The following is a 15,816-nucleotide window of genomic DNA, read 5'->3' as shown; positions in this document are numbered from 1 at the left end:
CAGTCGAATTCTCAGGAATTGAGCGGCCATCGCCTCTCGTCGATTAACACAAGATAAGTCCGGAGGCCGTCTCGCGCCGAGACTGCCCCATCCGGGAACTTAGTTTCAGCATCAGATTTTTGATATGGTCGCGGGAGAGCTGTCCCGCACAGCGAGAGAGGCCCTCGTGAAGAGGCTCGTACTAAGGACCTGCTTCCTTGTCGGCTTCTCCGTTCCGATCCTGGCAGCCGCGCAGGAGCCCGCCCCTTCCACGGCGGCGCGAGACCCGACGTCGGGGGCCCAGGAGCATCCCCGCCCTCCGGTCGCCGCGGCACCCGCCGACGATGGCCAGTGGACGATGCCGGCCAAGAACTTCGCCAGCACGCGCTACAGCGAGCTGGCGGAGATCACGCCGGAGAACGCCAAGAGCCTGCGCGTGGCGTTCACCTTCTCGGTGGGCGTGAACCGCGGGCAGGAATCCTCGCCGCTGGTGGTGGGCGGTACGATGTACGTGCTCTCGCCCTATCCCAACATCCTCCACGCGCTCGACCTGACGAAGCCCGGCGCGCCGCTCAAGTGGCAGTACAATCCCAAGCCCGAGGCCGCCGCGCAGGGGGTCGCCTGCTGCGACGTCGTGAACCGCGGGCCGACCTACGCGGACGGGCACCTCTTCTTCAACACGCTCGACGGCAACGTCGTCTCGGTGGACGCCGCAACCGGCGTGGAGGCCTGGAAGACCAGGGTCGGCAACATCCACCTGGGCGAGACCATGACGATGGCGCCGCTCGTCGCCCACGGCAAGGTCCTGGTCGGCAACGCGGGCGGCGAGATGGGTGTGCGGGGCTGGATCCAGGCCCTCGACCAGCAATCCGGCAAGGTCGCCTGGAAGGCCTTCAACACCGGCCCCGACAAGGACGTGCTGATCGGATCCGACTTCAAGCCGTTCTACGAGTCCGACAAGGGCCAGGATCTCGGTGTCAGATCCTGGCCGCCCAACGCCTGGGAACAGGGCGGCGGCACGGTCTGGGGTTGGCTGTCCTACGATCCCGACCTCAACCTCGTCTACCACGGGACCGGCAATCCCGGTCCGTGGAACGCCGACCAGCGCCCCGGCGACAACAAGTGGACCTCCGGCATCTTCGCGCGGGATGCCGACACGGGGCAGGCGCGCTGGTTCTACCAGTGGAGCCCTCACGACCTCTACGACTGGGACGGCATCAACGAGCAGATCCTGCTCGACATGACCTGGAAGGGGCAGCCCCGGAAGGTGCTCGTGCGGCCGGAGCGCAACGGCTACGTCTACATCCTCGATCGCACCAGCGGGGAGGTGCTGTCGGCCAAGCCCTTCCACGCCATCACCACCACCACCGGCGTCGACCTCAAGACCGGGCGGCTGCAGTACATTCCGGAAAAGAAGCCCCAGGTCGGCAAGGTGATGCGCGACATCTGCCCGAATGCCTCGGGCGCCAAGGACTGGAGTCCCTCGGCCTACTCGCCGCGCACCGGTCTCCTCTACCTGCCCCATACGAACCTCTGCATGGATGAGGAGCATATGGAGGCGAATTACATCGCGGGAACGCCCTATCTCGGGTCGGAAGTCCGGATGAAGGCCGGTCCCGGAGGCCACCGCGGCGTCTACACCGCCTGGGACGTCGCGGGCGAGCGCGCCGCGTGGTCGATCAGGGAGGAGTTCCCGGTCTGGAGCGGAACCCTCGTCACCGCGGGCGACGTCACCTTCTACGGCACCATGGACGGCTGGTTCAAAGCCGTGAACGCGCGCACGGGCGAGGTCCTGTGGCAGTTCAAGACCGGCTCCGGGATCATCGGCCAGCCGACCACCTATCGCGGCCCGGACGGGCACCAGCACGTCGCCATCCTGTCGGGCGTGGGCGGCTGGCCCGGCGTCATCGTCTCCGCCGACCTCGACCCGCGCGACGGCACCGGCGCGCTGGGCTTCCTCAACGCCATGCGCGACCTGAAGCAGGTCACGACGAAGGGAGGGATGCTCTATGACTTCGCCCTTCCCTAGCGGGGCGCCCGATCGCGTCGCCGTCGGACGCTGCTCCGGGTCGTCGGCCTTGCCGCATCGTCCTCGACGGACCGGCATCCGCTTCGTCGGACGATGCTCCGGGCTGCTCAGGCTCGCCTGCGGCTGCGCCGCTGCCCTCGCCTGTTCGGGGGCCTGCGCCCGCGAGCTGCGGGTCTGCGCGGACCCGAACAACCTGCCGTTCTCGAACCGGGGCGGGGAGGGGTTCGAGAACCGGATCGTCGACATCGTCGCCCGCGATCTCGGCGCCACCGTGACCTACACGTGGTGGGCGCAGCGGCGCGGCTTCCTGCGCAACACCATCCTGGCTGGCCGGTGCGATCTCGTTCCCGGAATCCCGGTCGGGCTCGAGGCCCTGCGGCCGACCCGGCCCTATTACCGCTCGTCCTTCGTGGTCGTGTCGCGTCCCGGGGGCCCCTCGATCCGGTCGCTCGATGACCCGAACCTGGCCGGCATGACCGTGGGCGTGCAGCTCGTCGGCAAGGACGCGGCCGGCACCCCGCCCGCGCGGGCGCTCGCCCGCCGGGGCATGACCGGGAACGTGCGCGGCTACCTCCTCACGGGTGACTACGCGGCGCCGAACCCGCCCGCCCGCATCATCGACGCGGTGGCCAGCGGAGAGATCGACGTCGCCCTCGCGTGGGGGCCGATGGCCGGCTACTTCGCGGCGCGGGCGGACCCACCCCTGCGCGTGGCACCGATCGAGCCCGCCATCGACGGGCCGAAAGGGCCGATGGTCTTCGACGTGGCCATGGGGGTGCGACGGGGGGACGAGGATCTGCGCCTGGAGGTGGGCGCGGCGCTGGAGCGCCACCGGGCCGAGATCGACGCGATCCTCCTCCGCTACGACGTGCCCCGCCTGGACGGCACGCGCCGGGTCGAGGCGGGGCCATGAACCGGCTTTCGGCCAAGCTGGCGCTCGCCGCGCTCGCCCTCGCGGCCTGCCAGAGGGAGGATCGCGAGGCGCGCCCGAGCCCCGTCGGGGCGGAGTCCCGGGAGCAGGTCGCCCTCAGCGATCTGTCGCCGGGCGAGGCGCTGCCGACCACCCGCACCAGCGGCCGGGCCAAGCAGTTCGAGGGCAACGCCTACCACCTCAGCCAGGGCAAGAAGCTCTTCACGTGGTTCAACTGCAGCGGTTGCCACGCCCAGGGCGGCGGCGGCATGGGACCTGCCCTGATCGACGACCGCTGGATCTACGGCGGTTCGATCGAGAACATTGTCCAGACCATCCGCGAGGGCCGGCCGAACGGCATGCCCTCGTTCCGCGGGCGCATCCCCGACGACCAGATCTGGGAGCTCGCCGCCTATGTCCGCTCGATGAGCGGGAACGTGCCGTCGAGCGCGGCGCCCTCCCGCAGCGACAGCATGCATCCGCATCCCTCCGAGAACCGGACCAGCCCGAGCCCGCCGGTCTCGGGTGGGATTGTTCCGCCGTCAGGGCAGATGCCCCGATGAGCGCGCGGGGGAGTGCTCGGCGCGCCCTGGCCCTCGGCCTCGCCCTCCCGCTCGCGGGCTGCACCTTCGTGCAGTCCCCCCTGGACCCGGTCAGCCCGCAGGCGCGGGATCTGCTGTGGCTGTTCTGGCTGTTCAGCGCCGTGCTGGCGGCGATCTGGCTGGCCGTGATGCTCGCGCTCCTCGCGAGCTTTCGGGCGAGGAGGGCGGAGACCGCCGACCCGCTGGCGATCGACCCGCGGCGCGAGCGGCGCGCGACCGCGCTCGTGGCGGGACTGACGGTCGCGACCGGCCTCGTCGTGCTGGTCCTGACCGGTCTGAGCTACGCCGGGCAGCGCCGGCTGTTCGGCGACGAGGCGGCCCGGGTGACGATCCGCGTGATCGGGCACCAATGGTGGTGGGAGGTGCAGTACGAGGACCCCGAGCCGAGCCGCGGCTTCACCACCGCGAACGAGATCCACGTGCCGGTCGGGGTGCCGGTGCGGCTGACGCTCGATTCCACGGACGTGATCCACTCCTTCTGGGTCCCGAGCCTGACGGGCAAGCAGGACCTCATCCCGGGGCGGACCAACGCGATCCACTTCACCGCCGAGCGTCCCGGCCTCTACCGCGGCCAATGCGCCGAGTTCTGCGGGATGCAGCATGCCAAGATGGGCCTCCTGGTGATCGCGGAGGACGAGGAGAGCTTCGACCGCTGGCGCCGGGGGCAGGCCGCACCGCGTCCGGAGCCCGGGAGCGACGAGGCCCGGGCGGGCGAGGCGGCCTTCGTCGCCGCGCCCTGCTCCCTCTGCCATCAGGTGCGGGGCACCGCCGCGGCCGGCCGCAACGGTCCGGAACTCACCCATGTGGGCTCGCGCCGCACCCTGGCCGCCGGCACCCTGCCGATGAGCCGGGGCAACCTGGCGGCCTGGATCGTCGACCCGCACGGCATCAAGCCCGGGGTGAACATGCCCCTGGTGAGGCTCGACCCCGACCAGCTGAACACCGTCTCGGCCTACCTCGAGGGGCTCAAATGAGCGACGTGGCGTCCGCGACCGGCGACCTGCGCGACACGAACCTCGACGGGCCGGCGCTCAGCGCGCGGCTCGGCCGCGTCTGGGGGACCCGGCGCGGCCTCCTCGGCGCGCTCGCCACGGTCGACCACAAGATCATCGGCCGGCGCTACATCGTGACGGCCTTCCTGTTCCTGTTCCTCGGCGGCCTCACCGCCCTCGTGATGCGCCTGCAGCTCGCCCGGCCGGAGAGCGGCCTCGTCGGTCCCGACACCTACAACCAGCTCTTCACGATGCACGGCTCGACCATGATGTTCCTGTTCGGCGTGCCGATCGGGGAGGCCATGGCCGTCTACCTCGTGCCGCTGATGGTCGGCACCCGCAACATCGCCTTCCCGCGCCTCAATGCCTTCTCGTACTGGGTCTACCTCTCGGGCGGGCTGTTCCTGTGGGTGTCGTTCCTGCTCAACATCGGGCCGGATGTCGGCTGGTTCGCCTACGTGCCGCTCTCCGGACCTGAGTACTCGCCGGGCAAGCGCGCCGATACCTGGGCGCAGATGATCACCTTCACGGAGCTCTCGGGCCTCGCGGTCGCGATCGAGATCATCGTGACGGTGCTCAAGCAACGCGCGCCCGGCATGACGCTGGACCGCATTCCCGTCTTCGTCTGGGCACTGTTCGTCAACTCCTTCATCATCGTGTTCGCGCTGCCCGCGGTGATGCTCGCCTCGACCTTCCTGATCCTTGACCGGCTGGTCGGCACGCACCTGTTCAACCCGGCCGAGGGCGGCGACGCGCTGCTCTACCAGCATCTGTTCTGGTTCTTCGGCCATCCGGAAGTCTACATCATCTTCCTGCCGGGGACCGCCTTCGTGTCGGCGATCATCCCGACCTTCGCGCGGCGCGAGACGTTCGGCTACCTCGCCCTCGTCCTGTCGCTGATCGCCACCGGCTTCCTGTCCTTCGGCCTCTGGGTCCACCACATGTTCGTGACCGGGCTGCCGCAGCTCGGGGCGGCCTTCTTCACCGCGTCGAGCATGCTGATCGCGATCCCGAACGGGCTGCAGATCTTCTGCTGGATTGCGACGCTGTGGGACGGGCGGCCGGTCTGGCGCACGCCGCTGCTGTTCGTGGCCGGCTTCTTCTTCATCTTCGTGGCGGGCGGGTTGTCCGGGATCATGCTCGCCTCGGTGCCGATCGACACCCAGGTCCACGACACCTACTTCGTCGTCGCGCACTTCCACTACGTGCTGATCGGCGGCAACGTCTTCCCGCTGATCGGTGCGATCTACTACTGGTTCCCGAAATTCACCGGACGCCTGCTGAGCGAGCGGCTCGGCGCCTGGAATTTCTGGCTCACCTTCGTCGGCTTCAACGTCGCGTTCTTCCCGATGCACATCAGCGGGCTGATGGGGATGCCGCGCCGCGTCTACACCTACGGGCCCGAGATGGGCTGGGGACACCTGCAGCTCCTCTCGACGGCGGGCGCGCTGATCCTGTTCGCGGGCTTCCTCGTCTTCGCCTGGAACGTGATCGCCAGCCTGCGTCGCGGCGACGTCGCCGGCGCGAATCCCTGGAACTCCGGCACGCTCGAATGGGCGACGGCGTCCCCCCCGCCTCCCCAGAACTTCGACCGCATCCCGCTCGTCACCCACCGCGAGCCGCTCTGGGCGGAGCGGGGCGGCCTGCCCGTCGTGACCGGCCTGAGCGTCGGCCATCGCGAACTGGTCGTCAGCAGCGTGGCCGAGGCCGAGCCCCAGCTGCGCGAGACCTCGCCCGCTCCGTCGATCTGGCCGCTCGCGGCGGCGATCGCCGTCGGGGTGACCTTCATCGGCTCGATCTTCACACCCTACGCGGTGCTCTGGGGGGCGCTGCCGATCGCGGCGGCGCTCACCGGCTGGTTCTGGCCCAAGACCGCGGCGGAGGACGAGGAATGAGCACCCTGCGCGCCGAGGCGCGACCCGCCCGGGCCGACGCGCCGCGCGTGACCCGGGACGTCTCGGCCCTCCCGACCTACGGCTTCGGCCCGACGAGCCCGATGTGGTGGGGCACGCTCGGCTTCTTCGTCGTCGAGGGCACCGGGTTCGCGCTCGCGCTCGGCGCCTGCTTCTACCTGGTGCAGCAGAACCCGCAATGGCCCCTGGCGCCGGCGCCGCCCGACCACTGGGCCGGAACCCTCAACACGCTGCTCCTGCTCGCCAGCCTCTGGCCGAACCGGGTGGCCGACCGCGACGCGCAGGCGCTGGACCTCGGGCGCGTGCGGCGCGACCTCGTGATCATGTCCCTCGTCGCGATCGCGGCGACCGCCGTCCGGCTCTACGAGTTCACGGGCCTCGGCGTGAACTGGGACCAGAACGCCTACGGCTCGATCACCTGGGTGCTGCTCGGCCTGCACCTGACGCACCTGATCACCGATGCGGGCGACACGCTGGTGCTCACCGCCCTGATGTTCACGCGTCACGCGACCGGCAAGCGCTTCAGCGACGTGAGCGACAACGCCTTCTACTGGTACTTCGTCGTGCTGTCCTGGCTGCCGATCTACCTGGCCGTGTACTGGCTGCCGCGCTGGTGAGGGTGCGATGCGCAACTGGCTGACCGGAGGATGGCCCTCCGCCGGAATCTTCGCCGGCCCGACGGCGTGGCTGGTGAGCACGCAGGCGAACTACGCGCTCGCGCCCTGGAGCTGCGCCCACCGCTTTCCGGTGATCCCCCTCCTCGCGGCGGCTCTGGTCGCGGCGAGCCTGGGCGGGAGCTACGCCTCGTGGCGCGCCTGTCAGCGGCCGCCGGAGGCCGACGCGACCACGGTGCCGGCCCCGGACGGGTCGCGCGCGACCTCCCTCGACTCGCCCGAGGGCGGCCGTCCTCACCGGCTGATCGCCGCGATCGGCGTGCTGGTCTCGCTCCTGTTCGCCGTCGTGATCGGGGTTCACGGCGTCGCCGGGCTGGTGTTCAGCGGGTGCGAGCGGTGAGGCGGCCCGCGGCGAAGGAGGCCCGCGCCCGGGCAGCTTGCGCCGCGATGGTCACCGCGGCACTCGTCCTGCCGACGGGCAGCTCGGCCCATGGCGGCGATCCCGGCGCGCTCTGGCCGAGCGGCCCCGCCTGGGCGAGCGACCCGAGGGTGCTCGCTCCGCTCTCCGTCAGCGCCGTGCTGTTCCTGGTCGGCACGGTGCGCCTGTGGGGGCGGGCCGGTCACGGCCGCGGGGTGCGCCGCTGGCAGGTCGCCTGCTTCTGGAGCGGTTGGACCGTGCTGGCCCTGGCCCTGCTGTCCCCGCTGCACGGGTGGGGCGAACGTCTCTTCACCGCCCACATGGTCGAGCACGAGCTCCTGATGGTGATCGCGGCTCCCCTGCTCGTGCTCGCCCGCCCGGGCAGCGCGATGCTGTGGGCCCTGCCCGCGTCCTGGCGCCCGCGCGTCGGCGGGGTCGTCCGCCTGCCGGTCCTCGGTCCCGCGTGGCGGTCCATGCGAACGCCGTTCTCGGCGACGCTGCTCCACGGGGTGGCGCTCTGGGCCTGGCACATGCCGGGCCTCTACGATCTCGTGCTGGTGAACGCCCTCGCGCACTGGCTCCAGCACCTCAGTTTCCTGCTCTCGGCGCTCCTGTTCTGGTGGGCCCTGCTGCACGGGCCCGTCCGGAGCCGCGGCTACGGGGCATCCTTCCTCTACCTCTTCCTGACGAGCCTCCACACGGGCCTGCTCGGAGTCCTGCTGACGGTCTCGCCGCGGCTCTGGTACCCGCGCCAGGTCGCGGCGGCCGCCGAGTGGGGGCTGACTCCCCTGGAGGATCAGCAGCTCGCCGGTCTGGTGATGTGGGTGCCGGCCGGGCTGGTCTACGCCGCGGCCGCCCTGACGCTGGCCGGGATCTGGATCCGTCGCTCAGGACCGGACACCGCGAGGCAGGCCCATGCCGCTTAGATGGATCGCGCTCCTCGCCGCGGCGGCGGCCCTCGCCACCGGCGGCCTCGTCGCTCACCGGATCGACCTTCGGCGTCAACGGGTCGAGCTTGCCAGGAACCTGACTGGGGGAGACCCCGACCGTGCCCCGGCGCTGATGATCGGCCACGGCTGCGCCGGCTGCCACGAGATCCCGGGCCTCGCGGGCCCTCGGGGGCGGGTCGGCCCGCCGCTGGGCAGCGTGGCCGAGCGCGTCTACATCGGCGGGGTCGTGACGAACACGCCCGAGAACCTGGTTCGCTGGATCGTCGATCCGAGAGCCCTCGATCCCCGGACGGCGATGCCGGTCACCGGGATTTCCGAGGCGCAGGCCCGGGACATCGCGGCCTACCTGTACGCCCATCGCTAGAGGCGCGCCGGCCGGACCGCCCGCCGCCGTCCCGCCGGACGGCGCCGATCGGCACCGCCGCCGGCTCGACGCCGAGCCGGCGACCGCTTCGGCGACCGATGCTCAGGACCCCGTGATCATCTCGGCGAAGTCGTCCGGCACCTCGCCGAACCGGCCCAGGATCGCGACGCCTTCCAGTTCGCCCGTCTCGCTGTCGGCCCGGATCCGCAGGGCGGCCGCGCCGGGCTTGCGGGCCGCGATGGCCTCGGCGCGCTTGAGCGCGCCGCTCTCGGTCGGGGCGACGTCGCGCGCGCCCGGCACGAGGCGCTTGCGCTTCATCTCGAAGGTCTGGATCACGTAGGTGGTCGCCGTCGCCATGGTCGTTCCGGGATCGCGTGCGTCCGTCCGATTTCGTTCTAAGCATCCTTCCGCCGGCCGGGACCGGCCGGTGCCGCATTTCGCCGGCCGGGACCGGCCGGTGCCGAAGGGGTCAGCGGTTCGGCGGCGAACCGAAGCACCGCGTCAGCGAAACATGATGCAGCCTCAAGAGGCCGAGCAGAATTGCCCCATGCTCGTCTGCTCGGCGACGGGATCCGGCCGAGTCCCGCCCGACGGGCCGGGGCGCGACCCGATGTCCGACGGCGCGCTGGTCCGGCGCTCCCGCGCGGGCCGCGTCAGCTCTCGGCGGTGTCCGCCGCGTCGGCGGGCGCGGGGGCGTCCGGCGGCGGCGCGGGCCGCTGCCCCCGGGCCGGCTTGCCGCGGGACGCGCGCGAAGCGCTCGACGGTTCCGTGCCGGGCACCGGGGCGAGGCGGGCGATCCGCTCCCTGAACTCCTCGTTCGAGGGGCCGCGCGCCGCGCCTGTGATGGGGCTCCTGGTCATGCTCATTCGCTTTCGGGTTGCCCGGTCGAGAACCCGTGACGGGGAAACGGGCGCGTGCCGATCCCGGCTGCGCGGCGGACGATCCGCGCCCGGGCCGGCGGGATGTCGGGGCGCCCGAGACGGCACCCCGGCGAGGGCCGAGGGGTCAGCGGGCGGCGGCGGCGATCTCGCTCTCGCGCACGGCCCGTTCCCCCATGCGGGAGCGGATCCGGTAGGTGGCTTCCCCGGTCCGGTCCTCCGGCATCAGCTGCACGACCTCGAACACCTCCCCGCTGCTGGCGAGGGAGTCGGAGAAGCCGCTGCGGAGCATGCGGACTTGCTGATGCAGCTTGAATTTGTGCGACATGGGTCGAGTCTCTCCCGACGAGGGGCGACGCGCCGGCCTCGACGCGTCGCGGAGGTGAGGCCCCGCGGGTGCCGCCGCGGGGACCGAGGCTGCTGCCGCCGAAGGCGGGGAGCGTCACCCGCGCTGGCGGGCCTTGCGGGCCGCGTAGCGGGCGTCGCGGGCAGCCTTCCGGTCGGCCTGCAGCGACAGGGCCCGGGCCGAGGCCTCGGCCTCCTCCCGCGCCCGCGCCGCGGCCTCGACCTCGCGCCGGCGCGCCTGCTCGGCCGCCGCCAGGGCGGCCTCGGCGGCGCGCTCGGCCTCCCGCTCGGCCGCGCGCAGGGCGCGGGCCTCGGCGAGGGCCTGCCGCTCGGCGCGGCGCGCGGCCAGGGTCGGATCGTCATCGGCCGGCCGGTCGCGGAAGCGCGCCAGCATGGCCTGCCGGGAAGCGGCGGCCGATCTCAGCCGATCTCCCAGCGGGGCGTCCTGAAATCGCGCCACGGCTAGGCCCGGCTCAGGCTGACGGTGCGCACCGGACTCGAGAACCTGTCGGCCAGATGCCAGCGCAACTCCCGCGTCGAATGATAGTCGTAGGTCCTGTCGAGCAGGTGGCTGACGTCGACGCGTTCGTCGCCGACCTTCTGCCAGATCTGCCGCACCTGGAACGTCAGCGGCTCGGCCGCCGCGGAACCCGGAAGATGATTCGAAATAAACGTAAAATTCACTCAGAGTAACCTATCGGAGTTCAGGTCTGTCCACTCGGAACAGGGGAGGGATGCGGCCGGACCCGGCCGCATCGATCGCCGGAGGGTCTACGCGGCCCGGAGGCTGCCGGCGGATTGCTTGCCGCTGCGGCGATCGGTCTCGAGCTCGTAGGACACCTTCTGGCCCTCGGAGAGGGTCTGCAGGCCCGAGCGCTCGACGGCCGAGATGTGAACGAAGACGTCCTTGCCGCCGTCGTCCGGCTGAATGAAACCAAAGCCCTTCTGGCCGTTGAACCACTTGACGGTGCCGGTGCTCATCATCGTATCCATGTTTTTCGCGAGTGCACGCGTGAACCCGGCGCGCTTCAGCGCGGCCAAGTCTCGCCTGATCGATAGTTTTGGAGAGAGTGTCAGAGCGTGCGCCCGGCAAAAGCTGGGCGAAGAGGCCCGGAAGTCCGGCCAAAGATCGATAGATGCAATATGGGCCGGTTCCACCCCGATGGCAAGGCGCCCGGGCGAAAAGACCCGGCCCCGCGCGCCGTCGCTGCCCGACGCCTGCGAGGATGCGGGCGGCCCGGCGCCGCCGCGCGTCAGCGCCGCCGCGAGTCGGAGCCGGCGCGGAAGGCCCGCTCCACCGCCGCGAGGGCCTGGGCGCGCGCCTTGGCCTCGCTCTCGTGCGGCCGGTCCGACCGTTCGAGGAGCTTGCCGTGGCGGCGGATCGCCCAGCCGTAATGGCCCTTGGGCCGGGCCAGCGGTGAAACTTCGATCGCGAAGGGGTACAGGCTTGTGTCGTTCATCACACGGACATCGCACGAAAGGCGCGCCATGACCATCTACGGCGCTCCACGGACCGCGCCCGCGTCCCGAAACCAGAGGCCTTCCCGGTGACAGAATGGGTTCAACTCGATGCCGCCGCCATCCCGGGCGAGCGGGAGCCGATGCGCCTCATGCAGCGAGGCCACGAGTTCACGATCTGCGTCGGCCGGATCGAGCTGATGAGCAACCGCGCCTGCACCTCCGAGGCGGCCCTCGCCGCCCTCGCCTGCGCCCGCCTGCGGGACCGCCCGCGGGCCAGGGTGCTGATCGGCGGGCTCGGCATGGGCTTCACGCTCCGGGCCGCGCTCGACGCGCTCGGGCCGGACGCCCGGGTCGTCGTGGCGGAACTGGTGCCGGCCGTGGTGGCCTGGGCGCGCGGCCCGCTGGCCCACGTCTTCGCCGGGAGCCTCGACGATCCGCGGGTCGAGCTGCGGGAGGACGACGTCAAGCGCGTGATGCAGCAGGGGCAGGCGGATTACGACGCGATCCTGCTCGACGTCGACAACGGCCCCGAGGCGCTGACGCGGGTGGAGAACGACCGCCTCTACGACAGCTGGGGCCTGAGGCGGGCGCGCTACGCCCTGCGCTCGAGCGGCGTCCTCGGCGTCTGGTCCGGCGGGCCCGACCGGCGCTTCAAGGCCCGCCTGCGCAACACGGGCTTCGCCGTGGAGGAGGTCCGCGTGCACGCGAACGGCCGCAGCGGCCGCCGTCACGTCGTCTGGCTCGCCACGCCCTCGGAGACCGGGACGCCGTTCTGCTGGCCCGCGCCGTGAGGGGGCGGGTCAGGCCGCATCGAGCCGCCGGACCACCCTGAGCGGGGAGGTGGTGACCAGCTCCCGGTAGGTTCCGACCGGCGGGCGCTCGGGGCCCTCGCTGCCCTTCCAGTAGAGCTCGGCGAGCAGCACCGCCTCGTCGCCGCCGCAGCGGACCGCCTCGGCGATGGTCCAGTCGCCGACATGGGTCGGGGCCGCCGCATCGATCGACTCGACCTCGTAGAGCGGCTCGCGCACGCGCCCGGCATGCCGGGCGCACTGCGTCTCGACATAGGCGCGCACGTCCTCCTCCGTGAGGCAGGCGAAGATGCTGCGCAGGCGCGACGGCTTGTCCCGGAATCCGGCCGCCCTGACCTCTTCGAGGATTTTCTCGCGCGCGTGATCGTAGTGACAATGCAGCGAGACACCGATCATGCGGCCGTAATGTCCGGGCCGCAGGATTGCGCCGACCGGCGGGTAATGGTCGGCCGCGTGAAAGAGACGGGTCATGCGCGCGAGGATCACACCGAAACACTGGTCCGTCCAGGAACGGATGGGCGGGGACCGGGGAGAAAATCCGGTCCTGGCCGGAACAAAAGAGCGCTTGCGGCGTCAATACGGTCAGGGTTGCGGCGCCCCGCAGGCCCCGTCCCGTCATGCCCGACAGAGCTGGAGATCGCGATGACCAAGCTCTTCATCGGCAGCCTCCGCACGCGGCGCGGCTACCGACCGCCGATCACGATTCGGGCGACCTCCCGCTCGGAGGCGCTGTCGTTTCTGCAGGCGACCTATCCGGAGGACCGCGTCGAGGCCGTGCTGCCGGCGCAATGGTGGCCGCCGGGCTCGGATACCGGTTCGGTGATCGGCGACATCCGCGAGCACCGGGGCTGAGGGGGCGGCCGCGCTCCCCGACCGGGCCGGGCTGCGGCAGCCGCCCTCACGCCGGCGGCAGGGCGGCGAGCAGGCTGCGCAGGAAGGCCCCGACGGCCCGCGGCAGCCGGCGATCCCGCATCGTCTGCATCTGGATGCCCCGCATCAGCCCGCCCTGCGTCCGGATCGGGACCGCGGCGAGTTCCCCGAGCCGCAGGGGCGTCTCCACCGAGAGGGCCGACATCACCGCGACGCCCCGCGTGCGCCGCACGAAGGGAAGCAGCGCCCAGAGATGGTTGGCGGTCAGGGTCGGCTCGATGGCCACCCCCTCGGCCGCGCAGGCGGCGTCGAAGGTGCGCCGCGCCGTGGTGTCCCGGGTCGGCAGCGCGACCGGGTGGGCGGTGAGGTCGGCGAGGCGCAGGAGCGGCGCCCCCGCGAGCGGGTGTCCGGGCGCCGCCACCACGATCATCTCCACCCGCGCGTCGTAGACCACCCGCACCGGCGGGACGGCATCCATGGCGAAGGTCATCCCGATATCGGCGTCGCCCGCGGCGACCACCTGCGTCACCTGGGCCGGGGGCAGGATCGTCAGCTCGAAGCGGATCCCCGGATGGCTCCCGTGGAAGGCCGCGATGGCGTTCGGCAGGATGTCGAGGGCGAAGCCCTCGGAACTCGCCACCCGGATCAGGCCCCGGACCAGCCCCTGCAGGTCGCGGATCTCGGTCACGACCTGCTCGGTGCGCATCAGCACCTGGTGGGCGTGCTGGGCCAGCAACTCGCCGGCCGGGCTCGGCACCATGCCGCGCGGCCGCCGTTCGAACAGCACGCAGTCGAGCTCGGCCTCCAGGTTGGCGATCTGCCGGCTGATCGCCGAGGCGGCGACGTTGAGCTGCGCGCTCGCCGCCGCGATCGATCCCGTTCGCGCCACGGCCAGGAAGTACCGCAGGCTGCTGGTCTGCATCGCTCCCGCCCCCGCCGACCCTTGCCGGATCGGCAACGGACGCTTCGCCAAATTCTACTTGCTGCGAACCATCCTGCACAACACTCTGGCATGGTCACGAAAGCGGCAGGGGCTCCGCGGGACCCATCCGGGGCGGTGCCTCACTCTGAGAGGCGATCCGACATGCTGAGACGGACCCGACCGGCCCCCCGCCTCGCCCGCACCGCCCCGCGCGGTCGCGGAGCGGCGGCCCTGCTCCTTGCCGGGACGGCCTTCCTGGCCGGAACGGCCTTCCTGGCCGGGGCGGCGGGCCCGGCCCTCGCCGGCAAGGCCAACGACACCCTGGTCTACGCCTCGGACAGCGAGCCCGAGAACGTCAGCCCCTATCACAACAGCGCCCGCGAGGGGGTCATCCTGGCCCGCAACGCCTGGGACACGCTGCTCTACCGCGATCCCGCCACCGGCACCTACCAGCCGATGCTGGCGACCGCCTGGACATGGGCCGATCCCGTCACCCTCGACCTCACCATCCGGGAGGGCGTGGTCTTCCACAACGGCGATCCGCTCACGCCGGAGGACGTCGCCTTCACCTTCAACTACGTGCTCACGCCCGAGGCGCGCACGGTCACCAAGCAGAACGTCGACTGGATGAAGTCCACCGAGGTGCTGGGCCCGCACACGGTGCGCATCCACCTGAAGGCGCCGTTCCCGGCCGCGCTCGAATACCTCGCGGGTCCGACCCCGATCTTCCCGGCGGCCTATTTCAAGAAGGTGGGGCTCGACGGCTTCGCCAAGGCGCCGGTCGGCACGGGGCCCTACCGGATCGTCAGCGTCGAGAGCGGGCGCGGCGTCAAGCTCGAGCGCTTCGAGAAGTACTGGTCCGGCAGCCCGATCGGGCGGCCGAAGATCGGCAAGCTCGAATTCCGGGTCATCCCGGACGCCGACAGCCGGATGGCCGAGCTCGTCACCGGCGGCATCGACTGGATCTGGCGCGTGCCGAGCGACCAGGCCGATCAGCTGCGCGCGGCGCCCGGGATCACGGTGCTGAGCGCCGAGACGATGCGGGTCGGCTTCCTGCAATTCGACGTCGGCGGCCGGGCGATGGAGAAGTCGCCCCTCAGGGACGTGCGGGTGCGCCGGGCGATCTCCTACGCGATCGACCGCAAGGCGATGGTCGACAACCTCGTGCGCGGCGGCGCGCGCGTGATGAACGTGCTGTGCTTCTCCGGGCAGTTCGGCTGCGTCGAGGAGGGCGCCCCGCGCTACGCCTACGATCCCGCCAAGGCCAAGGCGCTGCTCAAGGAGGCGGGCTACCCGGACGGGTTCGAGATCGACCTCGCGGCCTATCGCGAGCGCGATTACGCCGAGGCCGTGATCGGCTACCTGCGGGCGGTCGGCATCCGGGCGCGGCTCAACTACCTGCGCTACGCCGCCTTCCGGGACGCGCTGCGCGGCGGCAAGGTCTCGATCGGCTTCCAGACCTGGGGCTCGTTCTCGGTCAACGACGTCTCGGCCTTCACGGGCGTGTATTTCCGCGGCGGCGACGAGGATCTGACCCGCGACCCGGCGGTGATCGCGGCGCTCCAGGCCGGCGACACCGCGAGCGACCCGGGCGAGCGCAAGGCGAAGTACGCCGAGGCGCTCTCGCGCATCGCCGGCGAGGCCTACGCGCTGCCGATGTTCTCCTACCCGTCGAACTACGCCTTCACCCAGGACCTGAACTTCACGGCGCAGCCCGACGAGGTGCCGCGCTTCTACGCCGCCTCCTGGAAGTGAGGCCG

The 15,816-nt window shown here is 71.5% G+C and carries 21 protein-coding genes; 12 read left to right on the top strand and 9 right to left on the bottom strand.

Annotation, left to right across the window (positions count from 1 at the left end; translation table 11 throughout):
• Nucleotides 1-166 precede the first annotated feature (166 nt).
• The 9 genes from M446_RS14330 to M446_RS14290 are packed head-to-tail and all read left to right on the top strand — an operon-like array spanning nt 167 to nt 8,771.
• Entirely contained in the window at nt 167-2,008 is a 1,842-nt protein-coding gene (locus M446_RS14330) for a methanol/ethanol family PQQ-dependent dehydrogenase (RefSeq protein ID WP_012332806.1), read from the top strand.
• A gap of 49 nt (nt 2,009-2,057) precedes the next feature.
• Nucleotides 2,058-2,921, top strand: a complete 864-nt coding sequence (locus M446_RS14325; protein WP_012332805.1) for a substrate-binding domain-containing protein — start codon at nt 2,058-2,060, stop codon at nt 2,919-2,921.
• A complete protein-coding gene (locus M446_RS14320; protein ID WP_012332804.1) occupies nt 2,918-3,481 on the top strand; it encodes a c-type cytochrome in 564 nt (187 codons plus the stop codon). Before M446_RS14325 ends, M446_RS14320 begins: the two co-directional genes overlap by 4 nt.
• Nucleotides 3,478-4,494 (top strand): cytochrome c oxidase subunit II, encoded by a 1,017-nt coding sequence (gene coxB, locus M446_RS14315; protein WP_012332803.1) that lies wholly within the window; start codon nt 3,478-3,480, stop codon nt 4,492-4,494. Before M446_RS14320 ends, coxB begins: the two co-directional genes overlap by 4 nt.
• Nucleotides 4,491-6,407 carry a cytochrome c oxidase subunit I gene (gene ctaD / locus M446_RS14310; RefSeq protein WP_012332802.1) on the top strand — a complete coding sequence of 639 codons (1,917 nt, stop codon included), beginning with the start codon at nt 4,491-4,493 and terminating at the stop codon, nt 6,405-6,407. The genes coxB and ctaD overlap by 4 nt, the downstream gene beginning before the upstream one ends.
• Nucleotides 6,404-7,042 (top strand): heme-copper oxidase subunit III, encoded by a 639-nt coding sequence (locus tag M446_RS14305; RefSeq protein WP_012332801.1) that lies wholly within the window; start codon nt 6,404-6,406, stop codon nt 7,040-7,042. Before ctaD ends, M446_RS14305 begins: the two co-directional genes overlap by 4 nt.
• A 7-nt stretch (nt 7,043-7,049) precedes the next feature.
• Nucleotides 7,050-7,439 carry a hypothetical protein gene (locus M446_RS14300; protein WP_012332800.1) on the top strand — a complete coding sequence of 130 codons (390 nt, stop codon included), beginning with the start codon at nt 7,050-7,052 and terminating at the stop codon, nt 7,437-7,439.
• Nucleotides 7,440-7,486: 47 nt separating this feature from the next.
• Nucleotides 7,487-8,383, top strand: a complete 897-nt coding sequence (locus M446_RS14295) for a cytochrome c oxidase assembly protein (RefSeq protein WP_012332799.1) — start codon at nt 7,487-7,489, stop codon at nt 8,381-8,383.
• A complete protein-coding gene (locus M446_RS14290; protein WP_012332798.1) occupies nt 8,373-8,771 on the top strand; it encodes a c-type cytochrome in 399 nt (132 codons plus the stop codon). Before M446_RS14295 ends, M446_RS14290 begins: the two co-directional genes overlap by 11 nt.
• Nucleotides 8,772-8,873: 102 nt before the next feature.
• Here the strand turns inward: M446_RS14290 and M446_RS14285 are convergent, their stop codons facing one another.
• The 7 genes from M446_RS14285 to M446_RS14260 all read right to left on the bottom strand — a co-directional run bounded on the left by M446_RS14285 (nt 8,874) and on the right by M446_RS14260 (nt 11,454).
• Nucleotides 8,874-9,128, bottom strand: a complete 255-nt coding sequence (locus tag M446_RS14285; RefSeq protein ID WP_012332797.1) for a hypothetical protein — start codon at nt 9,126-9,128, stop codon at nt 8,874-8,876.
• A 296-nt stretch (nt 9,129-9,424) separates the two neighbouring features.
• The gene (locus M446_RS14280) at nt 9,425-9,631 is read right to left on the bottom strand and encodes a hypothetical protein (RefSeq protein ID WP_236728695.1); all 207 of its coding nucleotides are present in this window, start codon (nt 9,629-9,631) and stop codon (nt 9,425-9,427) included.
• 145 nt (nt 9,632-9,776) lie between these two features.
• Nucleotides 9,777-9,977, bottom strand: coding sequence for a hypothetical protein (locus tag M446_RS14275; protein WP_012332795.1), 201 nt, complete (start codon nt 9,975-9,977; stop codon nt 9,777-9,779).
• Nucleotides 9,978-10,091: 114 nt separating this feature from the next.
• A complete protein-coding gene (locus tag M446_RS14270; RefSeq protein WP_043702415.1) occupies nt 10,092-10,430 on the bottom strand; it encodes a DUF6481 family protein in 339 nt (112 codons plus the stop codon).
• A gap of 26 nt (nt 10,431-10,456) precedes the next feature.
• Nucleotides 10,457-10,678, bottom strand: a complete 222-nt coding sequence (locus M446_RS37205) for a hypothetical protein (RefSeq protein ID WP_150108662.1) — start codon at nt 10,676-10,678, stop codon at nt 10,457-10,459.
• Nucleotides 10,679-10,765: 87 nt separating this feature from the next.
• A complete protein-coding gene (locus M446_RS14265) occupies nt 10,766-10,975 on the bottom strand; it encodes a cold-shock protein (RefSeq protein ID WP_018260584.1) in 210 nt (69 codons plus the stop codon).
• 272 nt (nt 10,976-11,247) lie between these two features.
• Nucleotides 11,248-11,454, bottom strand: a complete 207-nt coding sequence (locus M446_RS14260) for a hypothetical protein (RefSeq protein ID WP_012332791.1) — start codon at nt 11,452-11,454, stop codon at nt 11,248-11,250.
• 87 nt (nt 11,455-11,541) lie between these two features.
• On the opposite strand from M446_RS14260, the gene M446_RS14255 reads away from it, so the two are divergent.
• Nucleotides 11,542-12,246: a spermidine synthase gene (locus M446_RS14255; protein WP_012332790.1), complete on the top strand. Its 705-nt coding sequence runs from the start codon at nt 11,542-11,544 to the stop codon at nt 12,244-12,246.
• A gap of 9 nt (nt 12,247-12,255) precedes the next feature.
• Here the strand turns inward: M446_RS14255 and M446_RS14250 are convergent, their stop codons facing one another.
• Entirely contained in the window at nt 12,256-12,735 is a 480-nt protein-coding gene (locus tag M446_RS14250) for a hypothetical protein (RefSeq protein ID WP_012332789.1), read from the bottom strand.
• Nucleotides 12,736-12,906: 171 nt separating this feature from the next.
• Between M446_RS14250 and M446_RS14245 the strand changes: the two genes are divergently transcribed.
• Nucleotides 12,907-13,116, top strand: a complete 210-nt coding sequence (locus tag M446_RS14245; protein WP_012332788.1) for a hypothetical protein — start codon at nt 12,907-12,909, stop codon at nt 13,114-13,116.
• Nucleotides 13,117-13,162: 46 nt separating this feature from the next.
• On the opposite strand, the gene M446_RS14240 is transcribed toward M446_RS14245, so the two are convergent.
• The gene (locus M446_RS14240) at nt 13,163-14,056 is read right to left on the bottom strand and encodes a LysR family transcriptional regulator (RefSeq protein WP_012332787.1); all 894 of its coding nucleotides are present in this window, start codon (nt 14,054-14,056) and stop codon (nt 13,163-13,165) included.
• Between the two features lie 162 nt (nt 14,057-14,218).
• On the opposite strand from M446_RS14240, the gene M446_RS14235 reads away from it, so the two are divergent.
• Entirely contained in the window at nt 14,219-15,811 is a 1,593-nt protein-coding gene (locus M446_RS14235; RefSeq protein WP_012332786.1) for an ABC transporter substrate-binding protein, read from the top strand.
• The last annotated feature ends 5 nt before the right edge of the window (nt 15,812-15,816 follow it).

The organism is Methylobacterium sp. 4-46 (assembly GCF_000019365.1).
In the GTDB taxonomy this organism is placed as follows: Bacteria; Pseudomonadota; Alphaproteobacteria; order Rhizobiales; family Beijerinckiaceae; genus Methylobacterium.
This window is presented reverse-complemented; position numbering and strand designations above follow the sequence as displayed.

Bases quoted from the DNA above. Each gene is read 5' to 3' on its own strand.
- M446_RS14320 (WP_012332804.1), top strand. From the start codon at position 2,918: ATGAACCGGCTTTCGGCCAAGCTGGCGCTCGCCGCGCTCGCCCTCGCG.
- coxB (WP_012332803.1), top strand. From the start codon at position 3,478: ATGAGCGCGCGGGGGAGTGCTCGGCGCGCCCTGGCCCTCGGCCTCGCC.
- ctaD (WP_012332802.1), top strand. From the start codon at position 4,491: ATGAGCGACGTGGCGTCCGCGACCGGCGACCTGCGCGACACGAACCTC.
- M446_RS14305 (WP_012332801.1), top strand. From the start codon at position 6,404: ATGAGCACCCTGCGCGCCGAGGCGCGACCCGCCCGGGCCGACGCGCCG.
- M446_RS14300 (WP_012332800.1), top strand. From the start codon at position 7,050: ATGCGCAACTGGCTGACCGGAGGATGGCCCTCCGCCGGAATCTTCGCC.
- M446_RS14295 (WP_012332799.1), top strand. From the start codon at position 7,487: ATGGTCACCGCGGCACTCGTCCTGCCGACGGGCAGCTCGGCCCATGGC.
- M446_RS14290 (WP_012332798.1), top strand. From the start codon at position 8,373: ATGCCGCTTAGATGGATCGCGCTCCTCGCCGCGGCGGCGGCCCTCGCC.
- M446_RS14285 (WP_012332797.1), bottom strand. From the start codon at position 9,128: ATGGCGACGGCGACCACCTACGTGATCCAGACCTTCGAGATGAAGCGC.
- M446_RS14280 (WP_236728695.1), bottom strand. From the start codon at position 9,631: ATGACCAGGAGCCCCATCACAGGCGCGGCGCGCGGCCCCTCGAACGAG.
- M446_RS14275 (WP_012332795.1), bottom strand. From the start codon at position 9,977: ATGTCGCACAAATTCAAGCTGCATCAGCAAGTCCGCATGCTCCGCAGC.
- M446_RS14265 (WP_018260584.1), bottom strand. From the start codon at position 10,975: ATGAGCACCGGCACCGTCAAGTGGTTCAACGGCCAGAAGGGCTTTGGT.
- M446_RS14260 (WP_012332791.1), bottom strand. From the start codon at position 11,454: ATGAACGACACAAGCCTGTACCCCTTCGCGATCGAAGTTTCACCGCTG.
- M446_RS14250 (WP_012332789.1), bottom strand. From the start codon at position 12,735: ATGACCCGTCTCTTTCACGCGGCCGACCATTACCCGCCGGTCGGCGCA.
- M446_RS14245 (WP_012332788.1), top strand. From the start codon at position 12,907: ATGACCAAGCTCTTCATCGGCAGCCTCCGCACGCGGCGCGGCTACCGA.
- M446_RS14240 (WP_012332787.1), bottom strand. From the start codon at position 14,056: ATGCAGACCAGCAGCCTGCGGTACTTCCTGGCCGTGGCGCGAACGGGA.
- M446_RS14235 (WP_012332786.1), top strand. From the start codon at position 14,219: ATGCTGAGACGGACCCGACCGGCCCCCCGCCTCGCCCGCACCGCCCCG.